This window comes from Aureimonas fodinaquatilis, from assembly GCF_008369445.1.
Lineage (GTDB): Bacteria > Pseudomonadota > Alphaproteobacteria > Rhizobiales > Rhizobiaceae > Aureimonas > Aureimonas fodinaquatilis.
Map to the genome: position 1 here is coordinate 48,460 of NZ_VTWH01000001.1, position 26,157 is coordinate 74,616.

A 26,157-nucleotide genomic window follows, 5' to 3' on the forward strand; every position below is an offset into this window, starting at 1 on the left:
ATGCTCCCGCCATCGAACAGACTGGCGGCGCTGGATCACAGCGCCATTGCCTCGCGGATGCGTTGGGTTCTTTCGCAATCGGGATAATTTTCAAAATCGAACTGCAGCATGACGAAGGGCTTGTGGTCAGCAGATGCGCCAATGCTCAGCGCGATTGACCGAACGCTGAATTTCAGGCGCGACCCGGCATCGGCATTCCAGAACGTGTAAACCACGCGTTCCCGGGTAGCGACTGCTTCAACCCAGCTTCCGGCGTTCACCGAATTGTCGCCTGGCTTTGCAAAGTTGTAAGCTTTCGACCGACCGTACATCTCATTCAAACGCCGCTCCAGTCCAACGAAATAGTCGCGGACGGCAATGCCCAGCGGGTCGTTCTCGAATGGTTTTGTACTGCCCGCCACCGAGCACAGACCATGGCTGGCATCGAACCTGGCAAAATAGTGCGAAAGACCGGGGAAGGCGCGTGGCACTGTTGAGAGCACGACCGTACCATCGCGGTTGTCACGCAGAATGGTGAAGTCTGGTGGTCGCGCACCCATTTTGAGGCCGAAAGGCGCGGCGTGGCCCGAGGTGGAAAAACCAATGACAAGCACTGCCAGTGCGGCGAAAACCGTTCGCATTTCTCCTGCCTTTCAAGCCAGTTCATGAAAGACAGTTTATTTATAAAATATACTTTATTGCAATGTAGCAGCGGTTGAGAATGTGCGACAATCCGCCGCACATTTTAGGGTTTGGTCAAGGCATTGTTCGGGGTGGCCCTGAACGATGCCTGACTGCGGTGTCAGGCAAGAACGCCGTGGCAGTGCTTGAACTTTTTGCCAGAGCCACATGGGCAGAGAGCGTTGCGCGACACAGTCCCCCAGCTTGAGGGGGTTCCTGAATTTGGCACCGCTCCAGCAAATTCATCTTCGCCGGTTTGCGGATCCATGTGGTGTGCCTGCATTGGTGGCAGTGCTGGCTCTTCTTCCACCGGTCGCTGCTGCAACTCAACGCGTGAAAGCTGCTGGGTCACTCTCTCACGCAGGTTGTCGAGCATAGTGCCGAAAAGCTCAAAGCCTTCGGACTTATACTCGTTCAGCGGGTCGCGTTGAGCGTAACCGCGGAAACCGACAACCGAGCGCAGATGGTCCAGATTGACCAGATGCTCACGCCACAATGCATCAATGGTCTGCAGCACAATTGATCGCTGCACATAAGTGGTGATTTCCGGACCGAAACGCTCCGCCTTGCTCTGCGCTGCAGCATCAGCAGCCTCGGTAATGCGCGTGCGTATATCGCTGTCGTCAATGCCTTCCTCGTCTGCCCATTCAACAATCGGCAGATCCAGATTCAGGGACTCGCGAATATCGTCCTGCAAGGCGGCGCTTTCCCACTGCTCGGGATAGGCGCGTTCCGGAATGCGGCGCGAAACCAGATTGCTGATGGTTTCGTGGCGCATGTCGTCCACTGTCTCTGTCAGACCAGCAGCATCCATAAGCTCCAGACGCTGGTCGAAAATAACCCGGCGCTGATCGTTCATCACGTCATCATATTTCAGAAGGTTCTTGCGAATGTCGAAGTTGCGCGCTTCAACCTTCTTCTGCGCTTTTTCAAGGGCCTTGTTGATCCAGGGGTGAACAATGGCCTCACCATCCTTCAGGCCCAGGCGCGTCAGCATCGTGTCCATACGTTCGGACCCGAAGATCCGCATCAGGTCATCCTGAAGCGACAGGTAAAATTTCGATCGGCCCGGATCACCCTGACGGCCGGACCGGCCGCGCAACTGGTTGTCGATGCGGCGGCTTTCATGGCGTTCCGTGGCGAGAACATAGAGGCCGCCCAGGGAAAGCGCCTCTTCCTTCAACCGCTTGATATCGTCGCGGATCGCTTGCTCACGCGCGTCGCGCTCCGGCCCTTCCGGCAGGTCCTTCAACTCATGGTCAATGCGCATGTCCGCATTGCCGCCCAACTGAATGTCGGTGCCGCGGCCCGCCATGTTGGTTGCTATGGTCACTGCGCCAGGCACACCGGCCTGCGCCACAATATAGGCTTCCTGCTCATGGTACCGCGCGTTCAGGACCTGAAAATCTTTCAGGCCGCTTTTGCGAAGCATTTCCGCCAGGAACTCCGATTTTTCAATTGAAGTTGTGCCGACGAGAATGGGCTGCCGCCGCGCTGCTGCTGCCTTGATCTCATCTGCAATGGCTACAAATTTTTCTTCAGCCGTACGGTAGACTTCGTCGTCTTCGTCGATGCGTTGCACGGGCAGGTTGGTGGGAATTTCCACAACTTCCAAGCCGTAAATGTCGGCAAATTCGGAAGCCTCGGTTGATGCTGTACCGGTCATTCCGGCCAGGCGCGAATACATGCGGAAATAGTTCTGGAACGTGATGGAAGCTAGCGTCTGGTTTTCCGGCTGGATTTTTACGGCTTCCTTGGCTTCCAGTGCCTGGTGCAGACCTTCCGAAAAGCGGCGCCCCGGCATCATGCGGCCGGTGAATTCGTCGATGATGACGACTTCATCATTGCGCACGATATAATCCTTGTCGCGCTGGAAAAGCTTATGCGCTTTCAACGCGTTGTTCACATGATGAACAATCGCGACATTTTCCACATCATACAGCGACTCACCCTGCAGATGCCCGGCAGCCGTCAGCAGGCCTTCCAGCTTCTCGGTGCCTTCCTCGGTGAAGGAAACCTGACGCTGTTTTTCATCAACCTCATAATCGCCTTCTGAAAGCTGAGGGATGAAGGCATCAATTGTCTTGTACAGGTCGGAGCGGTCGTCGAGCGGGCCGGAAATGATCAGCGGCGTGCGCGCCTCGTCGATCAGGATGGAGTCCACCTCATCGATAATGGCGAAGTGGTGCCCCCGCTGCACCATCTGCCCACGATCATATTTCATATTGTCGCGCAGATAGTCGAAACCAAGTTCGTTGTTGGTTGCGTAAGTGATGTCGCACGCATAGGCATCGCGACGCTCTTCATCGGAAATGCCGTGCGTGATGACGCCAACTGTCAGGCCGAGATATTTGTACAAACGGCCCATCCAGGCCGAATCGCGTGTGGCAAGATAGTCGTTGACTGTAACAACGTGAACGCCCTTGCCTTCCAGCGCGGCCAGGTAGACCGGCAGGGTGCCGACCAGCGTCTTGCCTTCACCAGTGCGCATTTCAGCGATTGCGCCACTTGCCAGAACCATGCCGCCAATCAGCTGCACGTCAAAAGGGCGCATTCCAAGTGAGCGTTTGGCTGCTTCACGAACGGTCGCAAAGACCGGTACCAGAAGATCGTTGATGGATTTCCCGCCAGCAATCTCTTCTCGAAAATGGGTTGTCCTGGCGGCAAGCGCCTCATCGGACAGCGCCGCCAACTCTGGCTCAAGTGCATTGATTGCACGAACCGTAGGTTCAAAACGCTTAACCCGGCGACTATTGGCCGAACCGAGCAACAAGCGGGCTAGGCCACCGAAACTGACCATAAAGGGTCCTTCCAAGAGAATTCACGGCGCGAAAGACCGGTCTGGCCTTTGCTCCCACAGCCGGCGGTTGCCGCTTGACTTGACCAAACCCGGCTGGACATTAAGAACGAGCGAGAAATAAGAGCGCCCCCCGGCGATGTCAACGTTTCTGGTTCTGTTGGACCAGCGTCCGGAAAAAAGCCATAAGGTTGCGAAAAGGCGCTACTACCAGAACGGGAAGGATTTTTCTGACAATGAGCTCGAAACTGACAGCACGGCTTTTAGCCTCGACGCTGGTCCTTGGCTGCTTGCTGGCGCCCGCAATGGCGCAGGAAGCTACGCCAGAAGTTGCAACGGAAGCTGCACAGCCAGCACCTGTTTCACCGGACACGGTGGTTGCAACGGTGGCAGGGGCGAAGATCACCGAGGGTGACATTACAGCAGCTTCAGAAGACATGGCTTCGCAATTTGCCCAGGTTCCGCCGGCCCAGCGCCGCGCTGCCATCATCTCGGCGCTGATTGATGTGAAGGCTTTGTCACAGCTGGCCGATAAGGAAAAATTGCAGGACGACCCGGCGCTGGCTCGCAAAATCGAATTTGCGCGCGAACGGGCTCTGCACAACGCCTATTTTGAAAAATACGGCGTCGAGGCAATGACTGAAGAGGCATTGCAGGCGCGGTATGAAGAGGAAAGAGAACGCTATCAACCTCAGGAGGAGCTGAGCGCCCGGCACATTCTGGTGGATACGCGTGAGGTTGCTGAAAAAATTATCGAACGGTTGGAAGCCGGGGAAAAGTTCGAGGATCTGGCGCGGGAGCTGTCGAAAGACACTTCATCGCAAAATGGCGGCGATCTGGGCTTTTTCGGCAGAGGCCAAATGGTGCCGCCGTTTGAAGAGGCGGTTTTTGCTCTGGAGCCGGGTGAGTACACCAAAGAGCCGGTGGAAACGCAATTTGGCTGGCACGTGATCGAATCAGTTGAAAAGCGGCAGACAGAATTTCCGGCATTTGAGCAGGTTCGCGATCAGGTCCGGCAAATCGTACTGCGTGAAAGCTATGTCGATATGCTTGAAAAAGCGCGGGAGGACGTTGCGGTAGAATTTACCGATCCTGCTCTGGAGAAGCAGATTCAGGATATGGAAGCGCAGGTCAGCGGCCAACAGGCGCCAGCTCCAGCGCCGGCACCAGCGCAGTGACACGGCCTTAAATTCAGGTCTTCCACCTGCCATGTCCGGTTTCATCATGGCAGGTGGCCTTGCGCGATGCGCGACCATGAGGCAAACCGGGCCGATTCAAGTGCTTCTCTGCAAATTCGATCCGGGGTTGTTCATGTCTGATGCCGTCTCACCGCTTGCACCAACCTCCTATCCGGAAATGCCGGACATTGCCGGTGTCCGATTGGCCACCGCAGCTGCCGGAATCAAGTATCGCAACCGCACCGATGTGTTGTTGATGGTGCTGGATGCCGGAACATCGGTTGCCGGAGTATTCACCACATCCAGATGCCCTTCGGCACCAGTGGATTTTTGCCGGGAAAGCCTGAAAAGCGGCTCTGCACGTGCCGTGGTTGTCAATTCCGGCAATGCCAACGCCTTTACCGGAAAGCGCGGCCGCGAAACCACGGAGTTAACGGCCAGAAGCGCCGCACAAGCCGTTGGCTGCCGCATGGATGAAGTGTTTCTTGCATCCACCGGAGTGATTGGTGAACCGTTGGATGCCGGAAAATTTGCCGGTGTTCTGGGTGATATGGCAGCGACGGCAACGGCCGATGGCTGGGAGGGCGCTGCAAGCGCCATCATGACCACCGATACCTATCCAAAATTTGCCAGTGTCCAGGTCAAGATCGGCGAGGTGACGGCAACCATCAACGGAATTGCCAAAGGTTCCGGCATGATTGCGCCGGATATGGCCACCATGCTGTCTTTTATTGCAACCGATGCCGCTATTGCCTCACCGGCGCTTCAAAGCCTGCTGGCTGAAGCGGTCCAGCCAAGCTTCAACTCAATTACGGTGGATGGCGATACCTCGACGTCTGATACATTGCTGATGTTTGCTACCGGCAAAGTGGACATGGCCCCGGTAACTCATGCGGATGATGAGCGGCTTGGTGAGTTTCGCGCTGGCCTGCACAGGCTGCTGGTCGATCTTGCAAGGCAGGTCGCCCGTGATGGCGAGGGTGCCAGCAAGGAAATCTGCGTCACCATCAGCGGAGCTGAAAGCGATGCCTCTGCCAAGCGCATTGCGTTGGCGGTCGCCAACTCGCCGCTTGTCAAAACCGCAGTCGCCGGAGAGGATGCCAATTGGGGCCGCGTTGTAATGGCGGTTGGCAAGGCTGGTGAGCCAGCGGACCGCGACAGGCTTGCTATCTGGTTTGGCGATGTGCGGGTGGCAGTGGATGGTGAGCGTGACCCCGCTTATAGTGAAGCAGAAACCTCGCAAGTCATGAAGCGCGACGAGATTGAAATTCGGGTCGAGCTGGGTTTGGGCACTGGCAGCTGGACGGTGTATGGCTGTGATTTGACAAAGGCATATGTGACAATCAATGGCGACTACAGAAGCTGACCGCCTGCGACAGTTTGCAATAACCCGCCGTCTCGAAGCGGCGGGTTTTCGAGCATGGCCTGCAACATCCACACATTATGACGGCACCTGGGCTGTGCGGCTGACCACCAGCTTTCCGGCCAAACGGCTGAATTCGGTCAATCCGCTGGATCCGTCGGATAACCGCGATATTGCCGGGCGTATAGAGCGCGCCAAAACCCACTTTGCACGTGCGGGCAGGCCGTTGCTGTTCCGGCAGTCGCCGCTCGCGCCGCCGGATCTGGTCAGCCATCTGGATGCGGAAGGGTGGCGACGGTTCGGCGAATCGATAGTTTTCACCGCCGAACTGGACCGGCTCGATCTTTCGCAGGCGCTGGATCGAATTCCCATACGGGATATGGAGCGCTATCTTGACGCCAGCCTGGTTGTGCACCAGCGGCCCGCGGAATTGCGGGCGGGGTTGTTTGAGGTGTTGAGTGTCATTCGTCCACCGGCAGCTTATTTTGTCCGGGAAAATGCCGGTGGTGACCCGATGGCCACGGCACTGGCAATCACGGATAATGATCTTGCCGGAATATTGGACGTGGCCGTGCTGCCATCCGAGCGGCGACAGGGCATTGGACGGGATTTGATCGGCACCGCACTGCGGCACACCCAGCATAAGGGCGCGCGCACTGGTTGGTTGCAGGTTGAAGCCGACAATGTGGCCGGCGTGGCCCTTTATCACAGCCTCGGCTTCAAGGAAGCCTACCGGTATGTCTACCGCCAGAAGGGCGAGAATTGATCCCATGAAATTGCTGCTTGTCGTTGCCTGTGCGCTGGTGGATGCAGATCGGCGGGTTCTTCTTGCAGAGCGTCCGGCTGGCAAGCAGCTTGCCGGATTGTGGGAGTTTCCGGGCGGCAAGCTGGAAGCGGGCGAGCGGCCGGAAGCTTGCCTTATCCGCGAGCTGCACGAGGAACTGGGCATCACAACCTGGGAAAGTTGCCTTGCACCGCTGACCTTTGCCAGCCACGCCTATGAAGATTTTCATCTGCTGATGCCGCTTTATGTCTGCCGCAAATATGATGGCATACCGCGGGGCCAGGAAGGTCAGCGGCTGAAATGGGTAAGGCCGAAGGACATGCGCGATTACCCGATGCCGCCGGCCGATCTGCCGCTCATCGCGCCGCTGATTGACCTTTTATGATCGTCGGCATTAACCATGCGCGCGCATGTCGCAGCAAAATTAACAGCCTCTTAACCCCGTTCAGGCGACATACGGCTTCACACGGGTGAAATGCATGTTCACCCGGGACAATGCGGGTCAGGCTATGAGCAAGCAATCTTACCATCGCGAGACTATTCGCACGCGCGATACTGCGCTGGCTCTTGTTCGGGCAACGTTGTTTTTCGGCACAATGGCGGTTGTCATGGTGCTTGTGGTCCAGCCCGGGCGTTTTCACGGCGACAAAACGCTGGCTTCCGCGCCTGTTGGCCTGGACATGATGGAAACCGGTTCCATCAACGATGGGCGGGCAACCCCCGTGCGGATTGAAAACCGGCGCAGCCCGGCACCCTGCCTTGAATATCCTGATGGCACACAGCGTGGTGCCTGCTGACGCAGACTGTCAGCTTTTGTCAGAACGATCTTTCAAGGCCTCTGCCAGACTTGCCTTTGCGCTGCCGGGGCGCAACGGCTTCTGCTGGCTCTCATGCGCTCGCCATCCGGACAGATAAATGATATCAAAGGTCGCACGTATGCGGCCATCCGGGTCAGAAAACCGCTCTGCATAAATTTCCGCGGCGCGCACAAACAGCCCGCGAGTTGTCGGCTTGCGGCTTCGGGCGTTCAGGCTGTTGGCCATGCCCATGGCGCGGATTTCTGCCATCAGGTGAAACATGGTGTCGTAGCGCACGACCAGCCGTTCCTGATCAATGACCGGCAAGGCGAACCGGGCGCGCTGAAGCAAGGCACCTGCATCGCGAATTTCCATAAATGGCTGTACGCGAGGCGACGCACCGCCACTCAACTCCGCTTCTGCCGTCAACAGACTCGTGCGCAGCTCTGTCAGGGTTTCTCCGCCAGCCAGCGCAGCCAGGAAAAGCCCGTCGGGCTTCAGAGCACGGTGAATCTGGATAAAACTGCCGGGGGTGTCATTGGTCAGGTGCAACGAAAGTGGCGCAATCACCAGATTCAGACTGGCATCGGCAAAGGGCAGCAACTCATCATCGGCCACAACGGCTTCGTTTGCTGACTGCAGCCAATCAATGCCGCGTTCCACACGCACCAGACGCTGCACCTGCCCTGATGTCATGACCTGTCGAAACAGTGTGCCGTCCAGCCCGGAAATTTCCGCGCCGATGGCGAACTGGCGCTGCACCAGTGACAGGCGTTCGGCCAGTTCGTCTGTAACTCTGTCAAAAAGAAAGCGCGCATTCTGCATGCCGCGCTGCCGCCAGCGATTGCGAAATGCAGACTGCAGATCACGGTCGAAGGGCGCTGTGGTGTGGTCGGTCATATCTCCGCCTTGCATCTGATTGCGACAATATGTCACGCTGATGGTCAATTGTTGCCGCCGCAGGAGGCTCTGTGAATAGATTGGTTCTTGCCCGCTGGCGAGAGGCAGCGTGCGCTTACTGTCGCCGAATATTGGCGTTGCCCCTGAATCTGGTCTTTCCACCCGTGTGCACTGGCTGCAACGCTGCAACAACGTTGCATGCCACTCTTTGCGCAAGCTGTTGGTCGGGAATGCATTTCATTGAACGGCCTCTGTGCGATATTCTGGGCATCCCCCTGGAATTTGATGAGGGCGACACAATTGTTTCTCCCTTCGCGTTGGCAGAACCGCCGCCATTTGCCAGAGCGCGATCGGCTGTGTTGCACAACGGGCTTGGGCGCAGTCTTGTATCAAGGTTGAAATATGGTGATCAAACCCAGCTGGCTATCCCCATGGCGCGCTGGATGGTGCGCGCAGGCGCAGACCTGCTGCCGGGTGCTGACATGGTGGTGCCAGTGCCATTGCACCGCCGCCGCCTGTTTGTACGCCGCTACAATCAGGCGGCGGAACTGGCGCGCCATCTGGCTGGCCTGACGAGCATCGCTTACCGGCCTATGGCGCTGGAGCGGTGGCGGTACACCCGGACACAAGTGCGGTTGGACCGTGCGAAGCGAGAGGAAAACGTGGCCGGGGCGTTTCGGGTGCCGGACTCGCAGCGCCGGCATGTGGCTGGCCGCACCGTGCTTCTTGTCGACGATGTCTACACGACCGGCGCAACAGCGCGTGCAGCAACAAGGGCGCTTTTGCGAGCAGGGGCGCAAGAGGTCAGGCTTTTAACGTTTTCAAGGGTTGCGGCGGGCGTTTCGCCGACGCATATGATGCCTGTACAAAATCCTGGAATCGAGTAATGGCCAAAAACATTATAATTTATACGCGGGACGGCTGCGGTTTTTGCTCAAGGGCCAAGGCCTTGCTCAACAGCAAGGATGTTGCCTATGACGAAAAAAACGCCTCCGAGCAGCCTGAATTTCGCGCGGAAATGCTGAGCCGAGCCAATGGCCGCTCGACCTTTCCGCAAATTTTCATAGGCGCAACGCATGTTGGCGGTTGTGATGATCTTTATGCGTTGGAACATGCTGGCAAGCTGGATGCCTTGCTGGCTGCACAGGAAGCCTGACTGATGAGTGAGTTCACTGCCGCCATTATACAAATGCGTTCCACCACGCGCCCGGACGATAATGTTCTGACGCTGGAGAAACTTGTTGGTGAGGCGGTGGCCAAAGGCGCTCACTATGTGCAGACACCGGAAATGACCGGAGCGCTGTGCCGGGACAAGGCGCAATTGGCACAAAATCTCCGTCCGGAAAGTGACGACCTGATCGTACAGGCGGCATCTGCGCTGGCGCGCAAGCATTCGATTTTTCTGCATATCGGGTCCACCGCCGTTGCGGCATCGGGCGGCAAGGCGGCGAACCGTGCCTATATTTTCGCGCGAGACGGCTCGTTGGTCGAAACCTACGACAAAATCCACATGTTTGATGTGGATCTGGATAATGGCGAAAGCTGGCGCGAGTCCAATACCTATGTTCCGGGGGAGCGCGCTGCGCTGGCCCATATGGACATCAACGGTGCCGCTGTGCGCATGGGATTTGCCGTGTGCTACGACATGCGCTTCCCTGAACTGTTTCGCGCACAGGCATTGGCCGGCGCCAATGTGTTGACTGCACCGGCTGCTTTTACTCGCCAGACGGGCGAAGCGCACTGGCATGTGCTGCTGCGGGCCAGGGCTATTGAAAACAACGCTTTCATGATTGCTGCCGCGCAGGGCGGTGTGCATGAAGATGGCAGGGAAACCTATGGCCATTCAATCGTGATTGATCCATGGGGTCGGGTTCTGGCCGAAGTGAATGGCAATGAGCCGGGCGTGGCCGTAGCGCAGATCGAACCGGCACTTGTCGATGCGGTGCGCGGCAAAATTCCAAATCTGAAAAACCGCCGGCAGTTCAGTGATGATTTTGCGGTTCGCACGTCATGATTCACTTTCAACTTCGTTGTGAACCAGCCGGGCATGAGTTTGACGGCTGGTTTGGCTCGTCCGCTGAATTTGACCGGCAGAATGGCCTGGCTTTGGTTGAATGCCCGCATTGTGGCAGCACGGCGGTGACCAAGGCGATAATGGCACCAGCAGTTTCGCGCCGTGGCGATAGTGGCCAGGCAGGCGAAGCCGCGGCGCCGATGGCTATGGGTGAGGGGCAATCGGCGGAAATGCTGCGCAAATTGCAGGAACTGGCGCGCGAGGTGCGAGCACAATCCGACTATGTCGGACCGAAATTTGCCGAAGAGGCACGGCGCATTCATTTTGGCGAAGCCGAAGCTCGCGGCATTTATGGTGAAGCCTCGGCTCAAGAGGTGAAATCGTTGCTCGACGATGGTGTGCCGGCTTTGCCATTGCCGCCACTGCCTGAAGACCTGAATTGATCTGCACTCATGGCAAATCTTTGGCGCAAGGCACCGTCGCCCTGTATTGGTGTGTGCAAGTTTCGGGACGAAGGGCACTGCATCGGCTGCAGGATGACCCGCACGGAAAAGAAGCGCTTCAAAAAGCTTGAAGGCAAAAAAAGCCGTAAGGCATTTTTTCGCATGCTGAGCGAACGGCTGGCGGATGCCGGACGTTATGCATACTGGTCGCGAATGTACCGGCGGCGTTGCGAAAAGAAGGAACGCCCATGCCCGCTGGACAAATTGGAGAGCAAAAGCTGAGCGAGATCTGGGCCAATGCACCATCGCCATGTGTGGACGTGTGCAAGTACAAGCGGCAGGGGCGTTGCGTCGGCTGCACCATGACCAAGGCAGAGAAGGATTCATTTCCTGCCTCGGGCAATGCGGCTATGAAAAAGGCGTTTTTTGAAACGGTGATTGCAAGGGTCTCGCAAGAGCGCAATCCGGCCTTCTGGGCAATTGCCTATCGGCGCAAGTGTGAGCGCGCTGGCGTTGCTTGTCCGCTGGATGACCTCGATTAAGACCGGCTCGGACCCGTTTCAGGCGATTCCATAATGACCTGTAACGGTCCGCCTCTTCGAATGATCGAAATGTCTTGTGCTGAAACCTGGAGTTTCAGCACAAAACGCTTCAAGGCCACTTCACCACGGGCGGCATGGAAGACAGTATGGAACTGACATTGCCGCCGGTCTTCAGGCCGAACAATGTTCCCCTGTCGTATAACAGATTGTATTCGACATAGCGGCCGCGCTGGATCAACTGCTCTTCGCGGTCGTCCTCGGTAAATGGCTTGTGCATATTCTGACGGACAATATGCGGGTAAACCACCAGAAACGCTTTGCCCACATCCCGCGTGAAGGCAAAATCCGCGTCCCAGCCGCCGCGCTCTTCCGACGAATGCAGCCAGTCATAGAAAATTCCTCCCACACCGCGCGCTTCATTGCGATGGGGCAGGAAAAAATACTCGTCGCACCATTCCTTGTAGCGCTCGTAGTTTGCCACCTCGCCATGGCGGTCACAGACGAACTTCATCGCCTTGTGAAAGGCCTGCGTATCCATATCTTCCTGCGTGCGGCGCCGAGCCAGCGTAGGCGTCAGATCTGCGCCGCCGCCAAACCATTGACCGGTGGTTACGACCATGCGGGTGTTCATGTGCACGGCGGGCACGTTGGGGTTGCGCATATGGGCAATCAGCGAAATTCCCGACGCCCAGAAATTCGGATCATCGCTTGCGCCCGGTATCTGCTTGGCAAAGTCGGCAGAAAACCGGCCATGCACTGTGGAAACATGCACGCCAACCTTTTCAAAAACCCGGCCATTCATCATCGACATGACGCCGCCGCCGCCGTTGGACTCGCGTTCCCAGGGCGTGCGTGTGAAGCGGCCCGGCTCCTGGTCATCAGCATCGCCCAGCTCATCTTCCAGGTCTTCGAAAGCCTGACAGATCCGGTCCCGCAGACTTTCAAACCAGTTGCGCGCCACTTCCTTTTTTTCTTCCAGCTGGTCGGGAAGACCAAGCGGCAGATCGGGTTTTTCCATCACAGCCTCCAGCGACTGGAGCGTTTCCTGTGATCTTTCGATCATCTGTTACGCTCTAACTCTTTAATGTGCCGCATTGTCCTGCAGTTGAAACAGTATCGTTTCGACTGGCAATGCTTCAGACGTGCCGCCTTTTTGTCAGCCGGCAATGTTCGGCGACAAGCACGCATACCGGTTGCATGGAAGGTAGCGCAACCCCGGCAAAGCTTCCATTGCTACAACGCTGGGAAATGGAATATTTTAGATGTGCTGAAAGAGTTGGACAGTAATCTGGTCGCCCGTAAAATTAAGCAGCCTGAGCTATCGCTGCCGTCTTGATCTGATATTGCGCCCACGCCCAGCTTATTGCCTGCCCCACACGCTCACCTTCAAAATAAGTTGCCAGAAATACCTCTGGCCGCGCTGCTGCTGTGACAGGAACCAGGTAAACATGGGTGAATGCGGCCTGCTTTTCTTTGTGCACCACACAAAAAACTGCGCAATGCCGTTTCCGCCCCCCGACCATTGCAGATACAGTGGCTACGAAGGTGCAGGTGTCGTCGCCGCGCAACTGCAGGCGGGATGCGGGATCAATCGGAGATTTGTTCAAAATGACGGCGCCTTTCGTACCTGCAGGCGCGAAATATGTGGCGAGAGTCCGTTTGTTTGCCGGTCAAAGCCACATCCCTTCTGAAGAAGGCACCACCTTGCCCGGACGGCAGGTTGGCGTTGGGTCGCGCCCAACTCTTGATGTTGTTGTTGAAATGCCATGTTTTTCCGCTTAGCACAAGCGTCCTCTGGTAGCAGTGTCAATTTGGCCTGCCAAAGCCAGAGCACCGTCTGCAAACGGGCGGTAAAGCGGGTAAGGGGCAGGCAGCCATGGCAAAAGCGCGGCAGGATGATGAACAGCGTCTGGACGACGCTGCACGAGCGGGCTGGCTTTACTATGTTGCGGGCAAGACCCAGGATGAAATTGCCAGAATTCTGGGAATATCGCGCCAGAGCGCTCAGAGACTGGTGTCGCTTTCGGTCAGCGCCGGTCTGGTCAAGGTCAGAATAGACCACCCTATTGCTGCCTGCCTTGATCTGGCGGCCTCGCTTCAGCGCAAATTCTCGCTGTCCTTTGCGCAGGTTGTGCCATCAGATCCTTCATCCAACTCCACCACATTGGGCATTGCGCTGGCGGGCGCAGCCGAGCTTGAGCGCCGGTTGAAAATTGCCGAGCCGCAAATCATTGCTATGGGAACCGGACGTTCGCTGAAGGCGGCTGTGGAGCATTTGCCGCAGATGCACTGCCCGCAGCACCGGATTGTTTCTCTGACCGGCAACATCACCCTGGATGGATCGGCATCGGTTTACAATGTCATCTTTTCGATGGCCGATGCGGTGGAAGCACCACTGTTTCCCATGCCGTTGCCGGTGGTGGTGTCATCTTCGCAGGAGCGCGCGTTGCTGCACGAGCAGAAGGTGGTTCAGCGCACCTTATCGCTGGCGGCTGAAGCCAATGTGACCTTCGTCGGCATAGGCGAGATCAGTTCGGATGCCCCTCTGGTCAAGGACAGGTTCGTTTCGCCGGAAGAATGCGTGGAATTGTTGCGATTGGGAGCGGTGGGGGAAATCGTCGGCTGGGCTTTTGATCAGTCAGGCAGGATTCTGGACTGTCCGTTCAATGATCGGGTGGCCAGTGCGCCGCTTCCCAACACAAAGCAGTCAGAGGTGATTGCCATGGCGATGGGAGACACCAAGCTGGCAGCGATTCGCGCCGCACTGGAGGGTCGCTTGATCAGCGGGCTTGTGACCGATGAGCGCACGGCCAGCCATTTGCTGCAAGGCGCGTAACGGAAATCTACCACAGATGGCAGTGCAGTTGCTGCACTGCGCCATGCAATTGATTTGACAATTTTAAATTGCAATGGGAATTTGCCCATGATTTGAATAATTGCCCAAATATAAAGGGTGGCACGAAAAAAAGGTTGGGAGGCCTTCGATTCATGTTCAGATATGCGCTCGCGGCAGGGGCTGCGGCGGTTTTCTCTTTGTCCGGTTACGCCGGAGCGCAGGAAACCTTGACAATCGCCACAGTGAACAATGGCGACATGATCCGGATGCAGGGTCTGACGCAGGATTTTACGGAAAAACATCCTGACATTGCGTTGAACTGGGTGACGTTGGAGGAAAACGTTCTTCGCCAGCGCGTCACGACGGACATCGCCACCAAAGGCGGGCAGTTTGACGTTATGACCATTGGCACATACGAGGTGCCAATCTGGGCCAAAAATCAGTGGTTGCTGCCTCTGGAAAATCTTGGGGCGGATTATGATGTCGACGACATTCTGCCGCCGATCCGCGAGGCTCTTTCTGCGGATGGCAAGCTGTTTGCGGCGCCATTCTATGCCGAAAGCGCCATGACGCTTTACCGCAAAGACCTGTTCGAGGCGGCGGGGCTGACCATGCCGGAAGCGCCGGACTGGGCGTTTATCGCGGAAGCAGCGCAAAAAATCTCTGAATCCAACAGCGATGTTTTCGGCATCTGCCTGCGCGGCAAACCGGGCTGGGGTGAAAACATGGCGTTTCTGGGCTCCATGGCCCGCTCGTATGGCGCCAACTATTTCGATGCCAGCTGGCAGCCGCAGTTCGAGAGCGAAGGCTGGAAAAATGCGGTCAATCTCTATGTTGAGATCATGACGAAATACGGCCCTCCGGGTGCCGCTTCAAACGGCTTCAACGAAAATCTGTCGCTGTTCAATCAAGGGCGTTGCGCCATGTGGATGGACGCCACTGTTGCGGCTTCATTCGTCACCAACCCCACTGAAAGTCAGGTTGCAGACAAGGTGGGCTTTGCGCCATTTCCCTGTGGCATAGAGAATTGCCCGAACAAAGGGGCCAACTGGCTGTGGGCGTGGTCTCTGGCCATTCCGGCCGGTTCGCAGAAAGCAGAAGCGGCTGAAAGCTTTATCAGCTGGGCAACCTCTCGGGCCTATGCGGAACTTGTGGCGGAAAAGGAAGGCTGGGCCAATGTGCCGCCAGGCACACGCACCTCGCTTTATGAAAACCCGCAATACACAGAGGCCGCGCCGTTTGCAGCCGCCACATTGGCCGCAATCAACAATGCCGATCCGTCCATCCAGCCGGACAAGCCCTATGTCGGGCTGCAATTTGCCGCCATCCCTGAATTTCAGGGGCTTGGCACTGCGGTAGGACAACAGATGGCCGCCGCAGTCTCCGGCAGCATGCCGGTGGACCAGGCGCTTGCGGCAGCTCAACAAACGGCCGTGCGGGAAATGACACGCGGCGGATATCTCAAATAATGCCCCCAGGCGCGGATGCTGGCTGTCAGCATCCGCGACATTTTTCTGATCAAGCCCGAGCAATTCCTGTCGTTGAAGCAAAATCGCTCCAACGACAGGGCGATGCGACAAAACAAAGAGCTAGAGCACATCAGGTGATCGAAGGATCATTCTAAAAGCTCTACCCGCGGGGGTAATCCATGGCCACGGCAAAAACCCGTACAGCAGCACAGCTTATGCTTGCACCGTCGGTCATCGCGCTTCTGATCTGGATGATCGTGCCGCTGTCACTGACGCTGTATTTTTCGACCCTGAACTACAATCTGTTCAATCCGGGTGAGACACCGTTTATCGGGCTGACAAATTACACTTACTTTTTGTCTGATCCGGCTTTTTTTACGGCTTTGCGCAACACATTGACGCTGGTCATGGGAGTGCTGATCATCACCGTGGGCGGCGGCATTTTGCTGGCGTTGCTGCTGGATCAGGTTTTCTACGGCGTCAACATTGTTCGGTTGCTGGTGATAGCACCGTTTTTTGTCATGCCCACGGTGGCAGCTCTGGTCTGGAAAAACATGATGATGAACCCGGTGGCGGGCGTCATCGGCCAGTTTCTCAATTTTACCGGTATCGGGGCCATCGACTGGTTTTCCAATGCGCCGCTGACGGCAATTATCATCATCGTGGCGTGGCAGTGGCTGCCATTCTCAACACTCATTCTGCTGACGGCTCTGCAATCGCTGTCTGAAGATCAGCGAGAGGCGGCAGAAATGGACGGTGCCGGGTTCCTGTCGATTTTCTGGTACATCACGCTGCCGCACATGGCGCGTGCCATAACCGTCGTAATCCTGATCCAGACCATTTTCCTTCTGTCCATTTTTGCCGAAATCTACGTCACCACCAGTGGTGGCCCCGGCTTGCAGACAACCAATCTGCCCTACCTCGTCTACAATATGGCGCTGTTGCAGTTTGATGTCGGCGGCGCTTCGGCGGGCGGCATTGTTGCCGTGGTTCTGGCCAATATTGTTGCGTTTTTCCTTGTGCGCCTGATCGGCAAGAATCTGGAGGCATGAGACCATGGCACGTGCTGTTTCCACCCGTCGCAAACTGATTTTCACCGTTATTGCCTGGTTTTTCGGGCTGCTGATCTTCTTTCCGGTGCTCTGGACCGTTCTGACCTCGTTCAAAAGCGAGCTCGACGCCATCGCCATCCCGCCGAAATATCTGTTCTTTGAATGGACAACGCAGAATTACACCGACGTTTTCGAGCGGTCGAACTACTTCCGCTTCATGATGAATTCTGTTTACCTCTCGCTTGGGTCAACTGCAGTGTGCCTGCTGTTTGCCATCCCTGCGGCATGGGCAATGGCGTTTTCGCCTGGCAAGCGCACCAAGGATATCCTGCTGTGGATGCTGTCGACAAAAATGCTGCCGGCAGTGGGTGTGCTGGTGCCGATTTATCTTCTGTTCCGCGACTTTAACCTCCTGGATACCCGCACCGGGCTGATCGGGGTGCTGTTCCTCATCAACCTGCCCATCATGGTCTGGATGCTCTATACCTATTTCCGCGAAATTCCCGGTGAAATACTGGAAGCGGCGCGCATGGATGGTGCATCCCTGCGCTATGAAATCACCCATGTTCTGGCTCCGATGGCGGTGCCGGGCATCGCGTCCACGGTGCTGCTCTCGGTTATTCTGGCGTGGAACGAGGCATTCTGGACGCTCAATCTCACCACCACCAATGCGGCACCGCTTTCAGCATTCATTGCATCATTTTCCAGCCCGCAGGGCAATTTTTACGCCAAGCTTTCGGCAGCTTCCACCCTGGCCATTGCGCCCATCCTGATCATCGGCTGGTTCTCGCAACGCCAGCTTGTGCGCGGGCTGACGTTTGGCGCGGTGAAATAGGATGAAACCATGAGCGCGATTTCACTGTTCAACGTTCAGAAACGCTTCGGCGAAGTTGTCATCATTCCGGATCTGGATCTGGAAATTCTTGATGGAGAATTTGTTGTTTTCGTCGGCCCGTCCGGTTGTGGAAAATCCACGCTGCTGCGGCTGATTGCCGGTCTGGAAGATGTGTCTGGCGGCACCATCAAGATTGACGGCAAGGATGTCACCGACGTTTCACCGGCGGCGCGCGGCCTGGCAATGGTTTTTCAGTCCTATGCGCTCTATCCGCACATGAGTGTGCGAGCAAATATCGGATTTCCGCTGAAAATGGCAGGTCAGACAAAGCAGGAAATTGCCCGCAAGGTTGAGGCTGCCGCCGCCACGCTGAACCTGACGGACTATCTGGAGCGCCGCCCGCGCGAACTGTCTGGCGGACAGAGGCAGCGTGTTGCCATCGGCCGCGCCATTGTGCGTGCGCCGAAGGGGTTTTTGTTCGACGAACCCCTGTCCAATCTGGATGCCGCACTGCGGGTCAACATGCGGCTGGAACTTTCAGAACTGCACCAGCAGCTCAAAACCACGATGATCTATGTGACGCATGATCAGGTGGAGGCCATGACCATGGCCGACAAGATTGTTGTTTTGAACCGCGGCCGGGTGGAGCAGGTGGGCTCGCCGCTGGATCTGTATCGAAAGCCGGACAATCTGTTTGTGGCAGGCTTCATTGGCTCACCCAAAATGAACTTTCTTGGCGGCGCCTATGCTGCCGGGTTGAGCGCGGTCACTGCCGGTATTCGGCCCGAGCATCTGGGTATTTCAAAAGACAGTGGCGTGCTGCGCGGCATTGCGGGCGTGACGGAACATCTGGGCTCGGACACGTTTGTGCATGTGCGGCTGGACAGTGATGAGCAAGTGACAGTGCGCACCCCTGGCGAATATCGGGTGCAACACGGGGAAGCCGTGTGGTTGACCCCGGAAACCGCGCATCTGCACCGCTTTGACAAACAGGGTCTGGCGATTTCTTCAAACTGATCTGCCAACTGCCTGCTGCAAGAAAAGGTTGAATTCGATGTATCTGGAAAAATTGAAGCTTGATGGAAAAGTCGCGGTTGTAACCGGTGCCGGGCAGGGCATAGGTGCAGCCTGTGCCACGGCGCTGGCAGAAGCAGGCGCGAGGGTGATTGTTGCCGATCTTGACCCGACGCGGGTGGCTGCGATGGTTGAGAAGCTGGGGGCAGAGGGCCGGCAAGTCTCCGGAGCGGAACTCAATGTGACACGTTCGGCTGATGTTGCCGCGCTTGCAGACAGCGTGATGGCGCAATTCGGGCAGGTGGACATTCTGGTAAACAATGCCGGGGTGGCAATATCGGATGTGCCGGCAGAAGAAACCAGCGACGACCATTGGCGCTTTCACATGGATGTCAACCTGGACGGCTTGTTCTGGTGCTGCCGGGAGTTTGGCCGCAAAATGCTGGAACGTCAGTCCGGGGCTATCGTCAATATTGGCTCAATGTCGGGGTTCATTGTCAATAAGCCGCAGCCCCAGGCATTTTACAATGCATCCAAGGCGGCAGTTCACCATCTGACAAAGTCGCTGGCGGCTGAATGGGGTAGCCGGGGAGTGCGGGTGAATGCGGTGGCGCCTACCTATATTGAAACGCCTCTGACGCGGTTCGGCATGGACGAAAACCCCGATATGTATAAGGTCTGGCTGGATATGACGCCTATGGGCAGGGTTGGCCAGCCGGATGAAATTGCCTCAGTGGTGCATTTTCTGGCGTCAGATGCTTCCAGCCTTCTGACAGGCTCCATCGTCGTAGCAGATGGTGGCTACACCTGCTGGTAATTTGACCGGGCCGTTTGCAAGACGGCTTCGCAACCTCCAATCCTTCTGCTAGAGCATTTCCCGTTGAAGCGGAATCGCTTCAACGGCGGGACAATGCGCCGAAACCTAGAGCATTTCCCGTTGAGCGGAATCGCTTCAACGGCGGGACAATGCGCCGAAACAAAGAGTTAGTGCGCCTCAAGTGATCGAATGATCAGATGAGACGCTCTGGATCGGTGCGGGACCGGCGTTCAGGACACGCGCAAACTGCCGAAAAGCATGAGGGAGCGGGCATGAGTGAGGCATTCATCGGCGTTGATGTGGGTACAGGCAGCGCACGCGCGGGGGTTTTTGACCGCAGCGGAACTTTGCTCGGCTCGGCAAAACGCGACATCACCCTCTGGCGCGGCGAGCATGGTATTGTTGAGCAGTCCTCTGCCAATATCTGGCAGGCCGTTGTTCAATCAGTGCGTGAGGCCGTTGATAAATCAGGTGTTGCTGCCGAAGCCGTCAAAGGCATTGGCTTTGACGCGACCTGTTCGCTGGTTGTTATCGGCCCGGACGGGGAAGGCCTGCCCGTTGGCCCCAGCGAAGACAGCCAGCGCGATATCATCGTGTGGATGGACCACCGTGCACTCGACCAGACCCGCCGCATCAACCAGACCGGCCATCCGGTGCTGCGATATGTGGGCGGGGTTATTTCTCCGGAAATGGAAACGCCCAAACTGCTGTGGCTGAAGGAAAATCGCCCACATATATTCGCGGCAGCCGAGCACTTTTTCGACCTTGCCGACTACTTGTCCTGGCGGGCAACCGGAAGCCTGGCGCGGTCGGTCTGCACCGTCACCTGCAAATGGACCTATCTGGCGCATGAGCGCCGCTGGGATGCCGATTACTTCCGCACAATCGGTCTTGAAGAGCTGGCGGATGAAAATTTTGCCCGCATTGGCGCCGACGTGGTTGGCATCGGCGAGCCATTGGCCAACGGCCTGACCGAACAGGCGGCGGCCGATCTGGGTCTTGTTCCAGGCACCGCAGTTGGAGCGCCGGCAATTGATGCGCATGCCGGTGGCATTGGCACATTGGGTGCCGATGGACGCGACCCATCCGCTGAACTGGCTTTCATTATGGGAACATCATCCTGCGCCATGGCAGTGACCCGGCAGCCGGCCTTTGTTGATGGTGTCTGGGGACCCTATTACGACTCTCTGCTGCCGGATTACTGGCTGCTGGAAGGCGGGCAATCGGCCTATGGCGCGGGTTTGGACTATCTTGTCTCGCTGCATCCCGCCAGCGCCGCCATGGCGCAGGAAGCGGCATCGCAGGGACTTTCGCTTCTGGGGCTGCTGGAGCGCCGGGCAATTGAAATGGCTGGCTCGGTTGAAAATGCCGCAACGCTGGCGCGTGATATTCACATCGTGCCCGAATTTCTGGGCAACCGTTCGCCAGAGGCCGACCCGGCAGCCACCGCGGTCATTTCAGGTTTGACATTGGACAACAGTGAGGCGGGGCTGGTGCGGCTCTTTGTCGCCGGCCTTTGCGGCTTGTCGTATGGCACGGGCGAAATTGTACGCGCCATGCGTGAAAAGGGCGTGGAACTGGGCGCAATTGTGGTTTCCGGAGGTGCGGCACGCTCACAATTGTTGCGGCGTATCTTGTCCGATGCCACAAACATGCGGGTGGTTCTGCCGGTTACACCTGAGCCGGTTTTGCTGGGCAGTGCCATCATTGGCGCCGTGGGCGCGCGCAGTTTTGCCGACATTGCCGCTGCTGCATCTGCCATGTGTGCAGTGGGTGAAGAAACCCTGCCGCAAGCCGACATTCTGGAATTTCACACCAGGAAAAAACGGGCCTATGACATTCTGCGCAATGCCGAACGTCAGGTGCGCAAGCTCACCTGACGTGGCAGTTGAGTGACAATCGCGGTCCTTTTTCGGTAACCTGCAATATAAAAGTTAGTGACACCTGACAGTAATCATTTTTGCGTAGTAGTTGTCCGCGATGCCGCCGTGTCGTCATAACTCGTTGTAAGGGGTGAATTCAGTGTCCGCAGCCACTTCGCTCGAAACGGATGGTCATGTGCCGCCCAGGGTTACGGTGGTGACGCCAACTTTCAACCGCGCCGACCTGATCCGCGAAACGATCGCCAGTGTGCTCGGCCAGACGTTTGAGGACTTCGAGTATCTCATCATCGATGATGGCTCGATGGATAATACGTACAGCGTCGTGCATTCCTACAGGGACAAGCGGGTGCGCTATTTCCGCCATGAAAACCGTGGCGAGGCAGGGTCTACCAATCGCGGCTGGGCGATGGCGCGCGGGGAGTATTTTGCAGTTCTGTCTTCCGACGATCCGGTCAGGCCGAAATGGCTGGAAAAATGCGTGAAGTTTATGGATGCCAACCCCGAAGTTCTGGTGGTTTATCCTGACTGGACAATGATAGACGCAGCGTCCCAGCCACTTCGCGACATTGCGACCCTTGAATATGATCTGTCATCGATGGTGGCGTGGTTCAGCCCGTTTCCGGGGCCAGGGGCCATCATTCGCCGATCTGCCGTGCGCGATATTCTGGAGCTGCGCAATCCGGACTATCGTTATGCGCCGGATCTGGATTGCTGGCTTCGGCTGGCACTGCGCGGGCCATTCTCTCGCCTGCCGGAAAATCTGGCCTGCTGGCGCGAGCATCAAGGCTCCATCACCGTGGCGGACCGTTCCCGCGCGCGTGCAAAAGAAATTGTTCAGATTGCAGAAAAATTTTTCGACCGGCCCGATGTGCCTGACGAGCTGCAGCGGTTGAAGCCATATGCATTATCGCGGGCGCATTCCACTGCGGCTTATGTGTACAGCGATGTCAGCCCGTTGCGTGCAGCGTTCAGCATTCGGCAGGCTTACAAAGCCTCGCCGGTTGAGCCGGAAGATATGCCAACCTATTTCCGGCGCTATCCCAGGCCGGACAGGCAGGCGCTCATGCGCCTTGCAAAAGCCAGCGCCAAATTTCACCTGAAACCTTATGTGCGCAAGGGATGGCGGTTGCTGCCACAGCAGGTGCGAACCACCATTTTTTCGTCGATGCGTCAGGCAGGGCTTTGGCCCGTGGCCATACCGGTGCCTGAGCCGGAACACGCGCACCCACATGCGCAGGCGGGCCATACTGTTGATGTGCCGATGGCAGCGCTTCCTGTGGCCTTACTGCCGGGGCAGAACCCGGTCGCATCACCGGAAGATGCGGCAAGATTGCGGGCTCTGGTGCCGATTTTGCGCAAGGATCTGTTGCAGTTGCAACAGACTGTCAGCCCGCTATCGCCAACCGACAATATGCTGGCGCGGCTGAACCGAAAGCTGACAACGCCCGCCATTTCCGGACTTGGAAGCACCATTCTGAAGGCGCTGGATCGGCTTCCATCAACCGTTGATCATATGGTGATTGTGCCCAGAATGAGTACAATTGGAGGCTCTGAGACGGTCACGAGCCGATTGTTGGCTGTGCTCGCCGAACAGTTCGATGTTGATCGGTTGTGCATTATCTCGCCCGATCTGAACGAGAACGGCGATGTTCGCTCCCATATGGGCATAAAAGCCTTGTCCTTCACCGGCCTGGACAAGGATTTGCTGCAGGCTGACCGCGAGGATATTCTCGACCGGCTGCTCATCCAGTTGCGGCCGCGGCGCCTGCATTGCATCAATTCCTATGTCGGGTGGAGAAATCTGCGCGAGCGCGCTGGCCAATACGCGGTGGATAGCGCGATCTACACCAATATCTACAGCGATATCAGGCTGAAGGATGGGTCTCCTGCTGCAGGGTTTTATTACGATTTCCTGCCGCATTGCATGGAGCATATGACCGCTATCATGGCGGACAACCAGGTGATTGCGGACAAGCTCTGCAAAAATTTCGGCCTGTCGGAAAGCCAGCGTGAAAAGCTGCACATCATCCGAACTCCGGTGATTGGCTTTGCCGATAAAGACCCGAAAGCCGAGTTGCGGCGTTTTCGCCACCAATCCAGCGAGCGCTCCTTGTGGCTCAGCCGGATTGCGCCGGAAAAGCGGCTTGATGTGTTGGCCACCATTGCGCACGATTGTCCGGATCGTCAGTTCAAGGTCTATGGCGCAACCAACAACCAGAATGTTGACATGTCCCGCCTTCAGGCGGAGCGCAACATCGATGTTTGCGGAGAGTTCCAGGATCTCGATGCAATTCCATATGACGAATTTGACTCTTACATCTTCACAACCTCCGGCGAAGGCATGCCGATTTCACTTCTGGAAATGGTTGCCAAAGGTCTGCCGATCGTTGCCCCGGATGTTGGCGGTATCAGCGAGCTGATTGGGCCTGACACCGGCTGGTTGATGAGCGACCAGGAGGCAGATGAAGAATATGTTGACGCGTTGAAGACCATTCACCGCAACCCCAAAGAGGCTGAACGCAGGGTCAAGGCTGCCCAGACCTATCTTCTGGCGAACCACAGTCGCAAAGCTTTCCACAAAGCGCTGGAGGCTGTGCCGCACTACCTGGGAGACGGCCAGTGAGCGCTCCAGACATTTCGGTTGTTGTTTTTGCCGGTACATCCCAACCAGAGCTTCATGCCAGCCTGCTGGCCGCTGAACGTGCAATTGCGGCGCTGCGCGAAAAAAACGGCTCGGCGGAATTGCTGGTCGTTCTGAACAATGCATCACCGGCAGTTCTGGAACTTGCGCAGGAAAAGGGGCGATCCGGCGTTGGCCTGCTTTATGCAGGCGAAAGGGATTTGGGTGCAGCCAGACAGCTTGCCGTTGCAGCCGTGAACGGACGCTACGTTTCCATGCAGGAAGCAGGCGATATGTTTTCGGCCAACTGGCTGACTGAAGCGTGGCTGGTTGCGCGTAAGGAAGGGCAAAAAACTTCAGTCTGGCGCCCCGAGGTGATTGTCGGCTGCGGTCAGGACTTTTTCCTGGATGAAGGCCTGTATGCCCGGTTGCAAACTCCGGCGATCTGCAATGAGACCTCCGCCCGGTTGTTGCTGGAGGACCTCTACGCCCCGGCATTTCTGGCGCGCCGTGAGCTTTTGTTGAAAACGCCATTTCCAATTGCTGACACACGTCGGGGTTGGGGGGATGTTGACGCCTGGTGGACAGCGAATGCTGTGGGAAATGGCCATCCACAATCTATCGTCAACGAGACATTTCTTTATCGGTGGAACAGGGGTGAGCCGGGCCTTCGCCAAACGCGGATCGGGCCTGGCGGCTTGTCGCTCGATACGCTGGCAACCCATGAGAGGAGAGGCTGATGCGCGCTCTGATAACAGGGGCAACCGGCTTTCTTGGCGGGGCGCTTGCCCGGCATCTGGCAGGCAGCGGCTGGTCGGTGGTGGCGCTGGGTCGCCGTCCTGCACAGGTGGAAACTCTGATCACCGAAGCCTGTGATGACACTGCCCGGCTTTATGAAGCGTTGGATCAGGTTCGGCCTGATGTCGTGTTCCACCTTGCGGGGGCGGCAACCGGTTCACCGGACGAGATGGAGCGGGTGAATGTCGGGTTTGCCGCAGCTCTGTTGAATGCAGCGAGGCAGATGCGGCATGTGCCGAAAATTGTGCTGGCCGGCACGGCTGCCGAATATGGTGAAGTGTCGCCGCTGGTGATGCCTGTTGAAGAGCATCACATCTGCGCGCCGGTAAACGCATACGGACGCACAAAACTGCGCCAGACAGAGCTTGGTCTGGAAGCATTTGCCGCAGGTATTCCGGTGTTCCTGCCAAGGTTGTTCAACATTGTCGGGCCGGACATGGGCGCCCATTTGAGCCTTGGCCGCTTTGCGCGCAGCATTGTGGATCTGGGCCCGCGCGGCGGCAGGCTGGTCACCGGGCCGCTTCAGGCGGAGCGCGATTTTGTGGCCGTGGGTGATGTTGTGGAAACGCTGGTCACCCTGACGAACCAACCGGATAGTGCCGGACAGATCGTCAATTTCTGTTCGGGGAATAGCGTGAGCATTGGCTACATGCTTGATCTTTTGATTGATGCGTCCGGTGCACCGGTTTCCACGATGATAGACCCGGCCATTGGCGGGGTGAACGCAGTGAATGTGATGATCGGATGCAACAAGCGCGCAGCGGCAATGGGCGTGGCTTTGCCCGTGCCCGATTATACGGCTGAAATGGCACGGCTGATGGAAAGCGCCTTGCAGGTGACAGAGCAGCCCGCGGTTTTGAAGACAGGAACCCGATGAAATTGGCCAAAGGCGAACCGGAAATTCAGTCGGTGCTACTTGATGTCCGTGAAGGCGGGGGCATGCGTGGTTTTCATCTTCTGGGCTGTGCGGCAGAGATGCTGCGCATGGGCGCCCAAGTTGAGTTCTGGGCGCTGAAAGATGACAATCCCGATGTCGGACTTGCACTGGCTCTGATGCGCGCAGACACCGGCCAGCTTGTGCCGCGTTGGGATGTCAATGTGGCATCAAAACGCTTTTCAGTGTTTCTCAGCATGGCCGATATCATGCCCGCTGACAAAAAATTCAAGGCGGCTTGCCGCTTGTCACGGCATGCGCTGGTAGGTCTGATGTTTCCTTTCCACACGCACAATTCCACGTCCAGACTGACGGTCATGAGCGGGCACGATATTTCGGCTTTTGCTCAAAAGTCATACGACTGTCTGGCGCAAAAACGACGCGGGTTCTGGCCGCTGTAAGGCGAAAAATGGGCGTCCGG

General features: G+C 57.1%; 27 protein-coding genes and 1 riboswitch. Of the genes, 22 read left to right on the forward strand and 5 right to left on the reverse strand.

Translation table 11 applies throughout. From position 1 onward, the window contains the following. Positions 1–35: 35 nt before the first annotated feature. A complete protein-coding gene (locus FPY71_RS00265; RefSeq protein ID WP_149296494.1) occupies positions 36–620 on the reverse strand; it encodes a hypothetical protein in 585 nt (194 codons plus the stop codon). Between the two features lie 161 nt (positions 621–781). Continuing rightward, positions 782–3,460 (reverse strand): preprotein translocase subunit SecA, encoded by a 2,679-nt coding sequence (gene secA, locus FPY71_RS00270; RefSeq protein ID WP_149296496.1) that lies wholly within the window; start codon positions 3,458–3,460, stop codon positions 782–784. Positions 3,461–3,693: 233 nt separating this feature from the next. Here secA and FPY71_RS00275 point away from each other — a divergent pair, with 233 nt between their 5' ends. The 5 genes from FPY71_RS00275 (at position 3,694) to FPY71_RS00295 (ending at position 7,579) form a co-directional block, all read left to right on the forward strand. After that, complete coding sequence (locus tag FPY71_RS00275) at positions 3,694–4,635, forward strand: peptidylprolyl isomerase (RefSeq protein WP_149296498.1); 942 nt, start codon at positions 3,694–3,696, stop codon at positions 4,633–4,635. 133 nt (positions 4,636–4,768) lie between these two features. Beyond that, positions 4,769–6,001, forward strand: coding sequence for a bifunctional glutamate N-acetyltransferase/amino-acid acetyltransferase ArgJ (gene argJ / locus FPY71_RS00280; protein ID WP_149296500.1), 1,233 nt, complete (start codon positions 4,769–4,771; stop codon positions 5,999–6,001). After that, positions 5,982–6,764, forward strand: coding sequence for a GNAT family N-acetyltransferase (locus FPY71_RS00285; protein WP_149296502.1), 783 nt, complete (start codon positions 5,982–5,984; stop codon positions 6,762–6,764). The genes argJ and FPY71_RS00285 overlap by 20 nt, the downstream gene beginning before the upstream one ends. A 4-nt stretch (positions 6,765–6,768) precedes the next feature. Further along, the gene (locus FPY71_RS00290) at positions 6,769–7,167 is read left to right on the forward strand and encodes a (deoxy)nucleoside triphosphate pyrophosphohydrolase (protein WP_149296504.1); all 399 of its coding nucleotides are present in this window, start codon (positions 6,769–6,771) and stop codon (positions 7,165–7,167) included. Positions 7,168–7,291: 124 nt separating this feature from the next. Beyond that, entirely contained in the window at positions 7,292–7,579 is a 288-nt protein-coding gene (locus FPY71_RS00295) for a hypothetical protein (RefSeq protein WP_149296506.1), read from the forward strand. A 9-nt stretch (positions 7,580–7,588) separates the two neighbouring features. Here FPY71_RS00295 and FPY71_RS00300 read toward each other — a convergent pair whose 3' ends face one another. Then, positions 7,589–8,479, reverse strand: a complete 891-nt coding sequence (locus FPY71_RS00300) for a methyltransferase domain-containing protein (RefSeq protein WP_149296508.1) — start codon at positions 8,477–8,479, stop codon at positions 7,589–7,591. 71 nt (positions 8,480–8,550) lie between these two features. Here FPY71_RS00300 and FPY71_RS00305 point away from each other — a divergent pair, with 71 nt between their 5' ends. Genes FPY71_RS00305 through FPY71_RS00330 form a run of 6 tightly spaced genes read left to right on the forward strand, consistent with a single transcriptional unit; the run spans position 8,551 to position 11,478 of the window. Beyond that, positions 8,551–9,366 (forward strand): ComF family protein, encoded by an 816-nt coding sequence (locus FPY71_RS00305; RefSeq protein WP_281287473.1) that lies wholly within the window; start codon positions 8,551–8,553, stop codon positions 9,364–9,366. Beyond that, positions 9,366–9,635, forward strand: coding sequence for a glutaredoxin 3 (gene grxC / locus FPY71_RS00310; protein WP_149296510.1), 270 nt, complete (start codon positions 9,366–9,368; stop codon positions 9,633–9,635). The genes FPY71_RS00305 and grxC overlap by 1 nt, the downstream gene beginning before the upstream one ends. A 3-nt stretch (positions 9,636–9,638) precedes the next feature. After that, positions 9,639–10,493 carry a carbon-nitrogen hydrolase family protein gene (locus tag FPY71_RS00315; protein ID WP_149296512.1) on the forward strand — a complete coding sequence of 285 codons (855 nt, stop codon included), beginning with the start codon at positions 9,639–9,641 and terminating at the stop codon, positions 10,491–10,493. Then, positions 10,490–10,936: a DUF1178 family protein gene (locus tag FPY71_RS00320; protein ID WP_149296514.1), complete on the forward strand. Its 447-nt coding sequence runs from the start codon at positions 10,490–10,492 to the stop codon at positions 10,934–10,936. Before FPY71_RS00315 ends, FPY71_RS00320 begins: the two co-directional genes overlap by 4 nt. Before the next feature lie 9 nt (positions 10,937–10,945). Beyond that, positions 10,946–11,218 (forward strand): DUF1289 domain-containing protein, encoded by a 273-nt coding sequence (locus tag FPY71_RS00325; RefSeq protein WP_149296516.1) that lies wholly within the window; start codon positions 10,946–10,948, stop codon positions 11,216–11,218. Beyond that, positions 11,185–11,478, forward strand: a complete 294-nt coding sequence (locus FPY71_RS00330; RefSeq protein WP_149296518.1) for a DUF1289 domain-containing protein — start codon at positions 11,185–11,187, stop codon at positions 11,476–11,478. Before FPY71_RS00325 ends, FPY71_RS00330 begins: the two co-directional genes overlap by 34 nt. 109 nt (positions 11,479–11,587) lie before the next feature. Here FPY71_RS00330 and hemF read toward each other — a convergent pair whose 3' ends face one another. Beyond that, entirely contained in the window at positions 11,588–12,496 is a 909-nt protein-coding gene (gene hemF, locus FPY71_RS00335; RefSeq protein WP_149298544.1) for an oxygen-dependent coproporphyrinogen oxidase, read from the reverse strand. Between the two features lie 286 nt (positions 12,497–12,782). Then, entirely contained in the window at positions 12,783–13,085 is a 303-nt protein-coding gene (locus FPY71_RS00340; RefSeq protein ID WP_149296520.1) for a hypothetical protein, read from the reverse strand. A gap of 42 nt (positions 13,086–13,127) precedes the next feature. Then, positions 13,128–13,234, reverse strand: a riboswitch (SAM-I-IV-variant riboswitch). Positions 13,235–13,354: 120 nt separating this feature from the next. On the opposite strand from FPY71_RS00340, the gene FPY71_RS00345 reads away from it, so the two are divergent. The 11 genes from FPY71_RS00345 to FPY71_RS00395 all read left to right on the forward strand — a co-directional run bounded on the left by FPY71_RS00345 (position 13,355) and on the right by FPY71_RS00395 (position 26,137). After that, complete coding sequence (locus FPY71_RS00345) at positions 13,355–14,314, forward strand: sugar-binding transcriptional regulator (protein WP_149296522.1); 960 nt, start codon at positions 13,355–13,357, stop codon at positions 14,312–14,314. Between the two features lie 152 nt (positions 14,315–14,466). Next, positions 14,467–15,783 (forward strand): ABC transporter substrate-binding protein, encoded by a 1,317-nt coding sequence (locus tag FPY71_RS00350; RefSeq protein WP_149296524.1) that lies wholly within the window; start codon positions 14,467–14,469, stop codon positions 15,781–15,783. 179 nt (positions 15,784–15,962) lie between these two features. Further along, the gene (locus tag FPY71_RS00355) at positions 15,963–16,835 is read left to right on the forward strand and encodes a carbohydrate ABC transporter permease (RefSeq protein ID WP_149296526.1); all 873 of its coding nucleotides are present in this window, start codon (positions 15,963–15,965) and stop codon (positions 16,833–16,835) included. Positions 16,836–16,839: 4 nt separating this feature from the next. Next, on the forward strand, positions 16,840–17,670 hold the full coding sequence (locus FPY71_RS00360; protein ID WP_149296528.1) for a carbohydrate ABC transporter permease: 831 nt from the start codon (positions 16,840–16,842) through the stop codon (positions 17,668–17,670). Between the two features lie 9 nt (positions 17,671–17,679). Then, entirely contained in the window at positions 17,680–18,687 is a 1,008-nt protein-coding gene (locus FPY71_RS00365; RefSeq protein WP_149296529.1) for an ABC transporter ATP-binding protein, read from the forward strand. 37 nt (positions 18,688–18,724) lie between these two features. Then, positions 18,725–19,501, forward strand: coding sequence for an SDR family NAD(P)-dependent oxidoreductase (locus tag FPY71_RS00370; protein WP_149296531.1), 777 nt, complete (start codon positions 18,725–18,727; stop codon positions 19,499–19,501). Between the two features lie 272 nt (positions 19,502–19,773). Beyond that, positions 19,774–21,381, forward strand: a complete 1,608-nt coding sequence (locus tag FPY71_RS00375) for an FGGY-family carbohydrate kinase (RefSeq protein WP_149296533.1) — start codon at positions 19,774–19,776, stop codon at positions 21,379–21,381. 142 nt (positions 21,382–21,523) lie between these two features. Next, positions 21,524–24,007: a glycosyltransferase gene (locus FPY71_RS00380; protein WP_188052155.1), complete on the forward strand. Its 2,484-nt coding sequence runs from the start codon at positions 21,524–21,526 to the stop codon at positions 24,005–24,007. Further along, positions 24,004–24,744, forward strand: a complete 741-nt coding sequence (locus FPY71_RS00385; protein ID WP_149296537.1) for a glycosyltransferase family A protein — start codon at positions 24,004–24,006, stop codon at positions 24,742–24,744. The genes FPY71_RS00380 and FPY71_RS00385 overlap by 4 nt, the downstream gene beginning before the upstream one ends. After that, positions 24,744–25,679: an NAD-dependent epimerase/dehydratase family protein gene (locus tag FPY71_RS00390; RefSeq protein ID WP_149296539.1), complete on the forward strand. Its 936-nt coding sequence runs from the start codon at positions 24,744–24,746 to the stop codon at positions 25,677–25,679. Before FPY71_RS00385 ends, FPY71_RS00390 begins: the two co-directional genes overlap by 1 nt. Beyond that, positions 25,676–26,137, forward strand: a complete 462-nt coding sequence (locus tag FPY71_RS00395) for a hypothetical protein (protein WP_149296541.1) — start codon at positions 25,676–25,678, stop codon at positions 26,135–26,137. The genes FPY71_RS00390 and FPY71_RS00395 overlap by 4 nt, the downstream gene beginning before the upstream one ends. Positions 26,138–26,157 lie beyond the last annotated feature (20 nt).

Bases quoted from the DNA above. Each gene is read 5' to 3' on its own strand.
- FPY71_RS00265 (WP_149296494.1), bottom strand. From the start codon at position 620: ATGCGAACGGTTTTCGCCGCACTGGCAGTGCTTGTCATTGGTTTTTCC.
- secA (WP_149296496.1), bottom strand. From the start codon at position 3,460: ATGGTCAGTTTCGGTGGCCTAGCCCGCTTGTTGCTCGGTTCGGCCAAT.
- FPY71_RS00275 (WP_149296498.1), top strand. From the start codon at position 3,694: ATGAGCTCGAAACTGACAGCACGGCTTTTAGCCTCGACGCTGGTCCTT.
- argJ (WP_149296500.1), top strand. From the start codon at position 4,769: ATGTCTGATGCCGTCTCACCGCTTGCACCAACCTCCTATCCGGAAATG.
- FPY71_RS00285 (WP_149296502.1), top strand. From the start codon at position 5,982: ATGGCGACTACAGAAGCTGACCGCCTGCGACAGTTTGCAATAACCCGC.
- FPY71_RS00290 (WP_149296504.1), top strand. From the start codon at position 6,769: ATGAAATTGCTGCTTGTCGTTGCCTGTGCGCTGGTGGATGCAGATCGG.
- FPY71_RS00295 (WP_149296506.1), top strand. From the start codon at position 7,292: ATGAGCAAGCAATCTTACCATCGCGAGACTATTCGCACGCGCGATACT.
- FPY71_RS00300 (WP_149296508.1), bottom strand. From the start codon at position 8,479: ATGACCGACCACACCACAGCGCCCTTCGACCGTGATCTGCAGTCTGCA.
- grxC (WP_149296510.1), top strand. From the start codon at position 9,366: ATGGCCAAAAACATTATAATTTATACGCGGGACGGCTGCGGTTTTTGC.
- FPY71_RS00315 (WP_149296512.1), top strand. From the start codon at position 9,639: ATGAGTGAGTTCACTGCCGCCATTATACAAATGCGTTCCACCACGCGC.
- FPY71_RS00320 (WP_149296514.1), top strand. From the start codon at position 10,490: ATGATTCACTTTCAACTTCGTTGTGAACCAGCCGGGCATGAGTTTGAC.
- FPY71_RS00325 (WP_149296516.1), top strand. From the start codon at position 10,946: ATGGCAAATCTTTGGCGCAAGGCACCGTCGCCCTGTATTGGTGTGTGC.
- FPY71_RS00330 (WP_149296518.1), top strand. From the start codon at position 11,185: ATGCCCGCTGGACAAATTGGAGAGCAAAAGCTGAGCGAGATCTGGGCC.
- hemF (WP_149298544.1), bottom strand. From the start codon at position 12,496: ATGGAAAAACCCGATCTGCCGCTTGGTCTTCCCGACCAGCTGGAAGAA.
- FPY71_RS00345 (WP_149296522.1), top strand. From the start codon at position 13,355: ATGGCAAAAGCGCGGCAGGATGATGAACAGCGTCTGGACGACGCTGCA.
- FPY71_RS00350 (WP_149296524.1), top strand. From the start codon at position 14,467: ATGTTCAGATATGCGCTCGCGGCAGGGGCTGCGGCGGTTTTCTCTTTG.
- FPY71_RS00355 (WP_149296526.1), top strand. From the start codon at position 15,963: ATGGCCACGGCAAAAACCCGTACAGCAGCACAGCTTATGCTTGCACCG.
- FPY71_RS00360 (WP_149296528.1), top strand. From the start codon at position 16,840: ATGGCACGTGCTGTTTCCACCCGTCGCAAACTGATTTTCACCGTTATT.
- FPY71_RS00365 (WP_149296529.1), top strand. From the start codon at position 17,680: ATGAGCGCGATTTCACTGTTCAACGTTCAGAAACGCTTCGGCGAAGTT.
- FPY71_RS00370 (WP_149296531.1), top strand. From the start codon at position 18,725: ATGTATCTGGAAAAATTGAAGCTTGATGGAAAAGTCGCGGTTGTAACC.
- FPY71_RS00375 (WP_149296533.1), top strand. From the start codon at position 19,774: ATGAGTGAGGCATTCATCGGCGTTGATGTGGGTACAGGCAGCGCACGC.
- FPY71_RS00390 (WP_149296539.1), top strand. From the start codon at position 24,744: ATGCGCGCTCTGATAACAGGGGCAACCGGCTTTCTTGGCGGGGCGCTT.
- FPY71_RS00395 (WP_149296541.1), top strand. From the start codon at position 25,676: ATGAAATTGGCCAAAGGCGAACCGGAAATTCAGTCGGTGCTACTTGAT.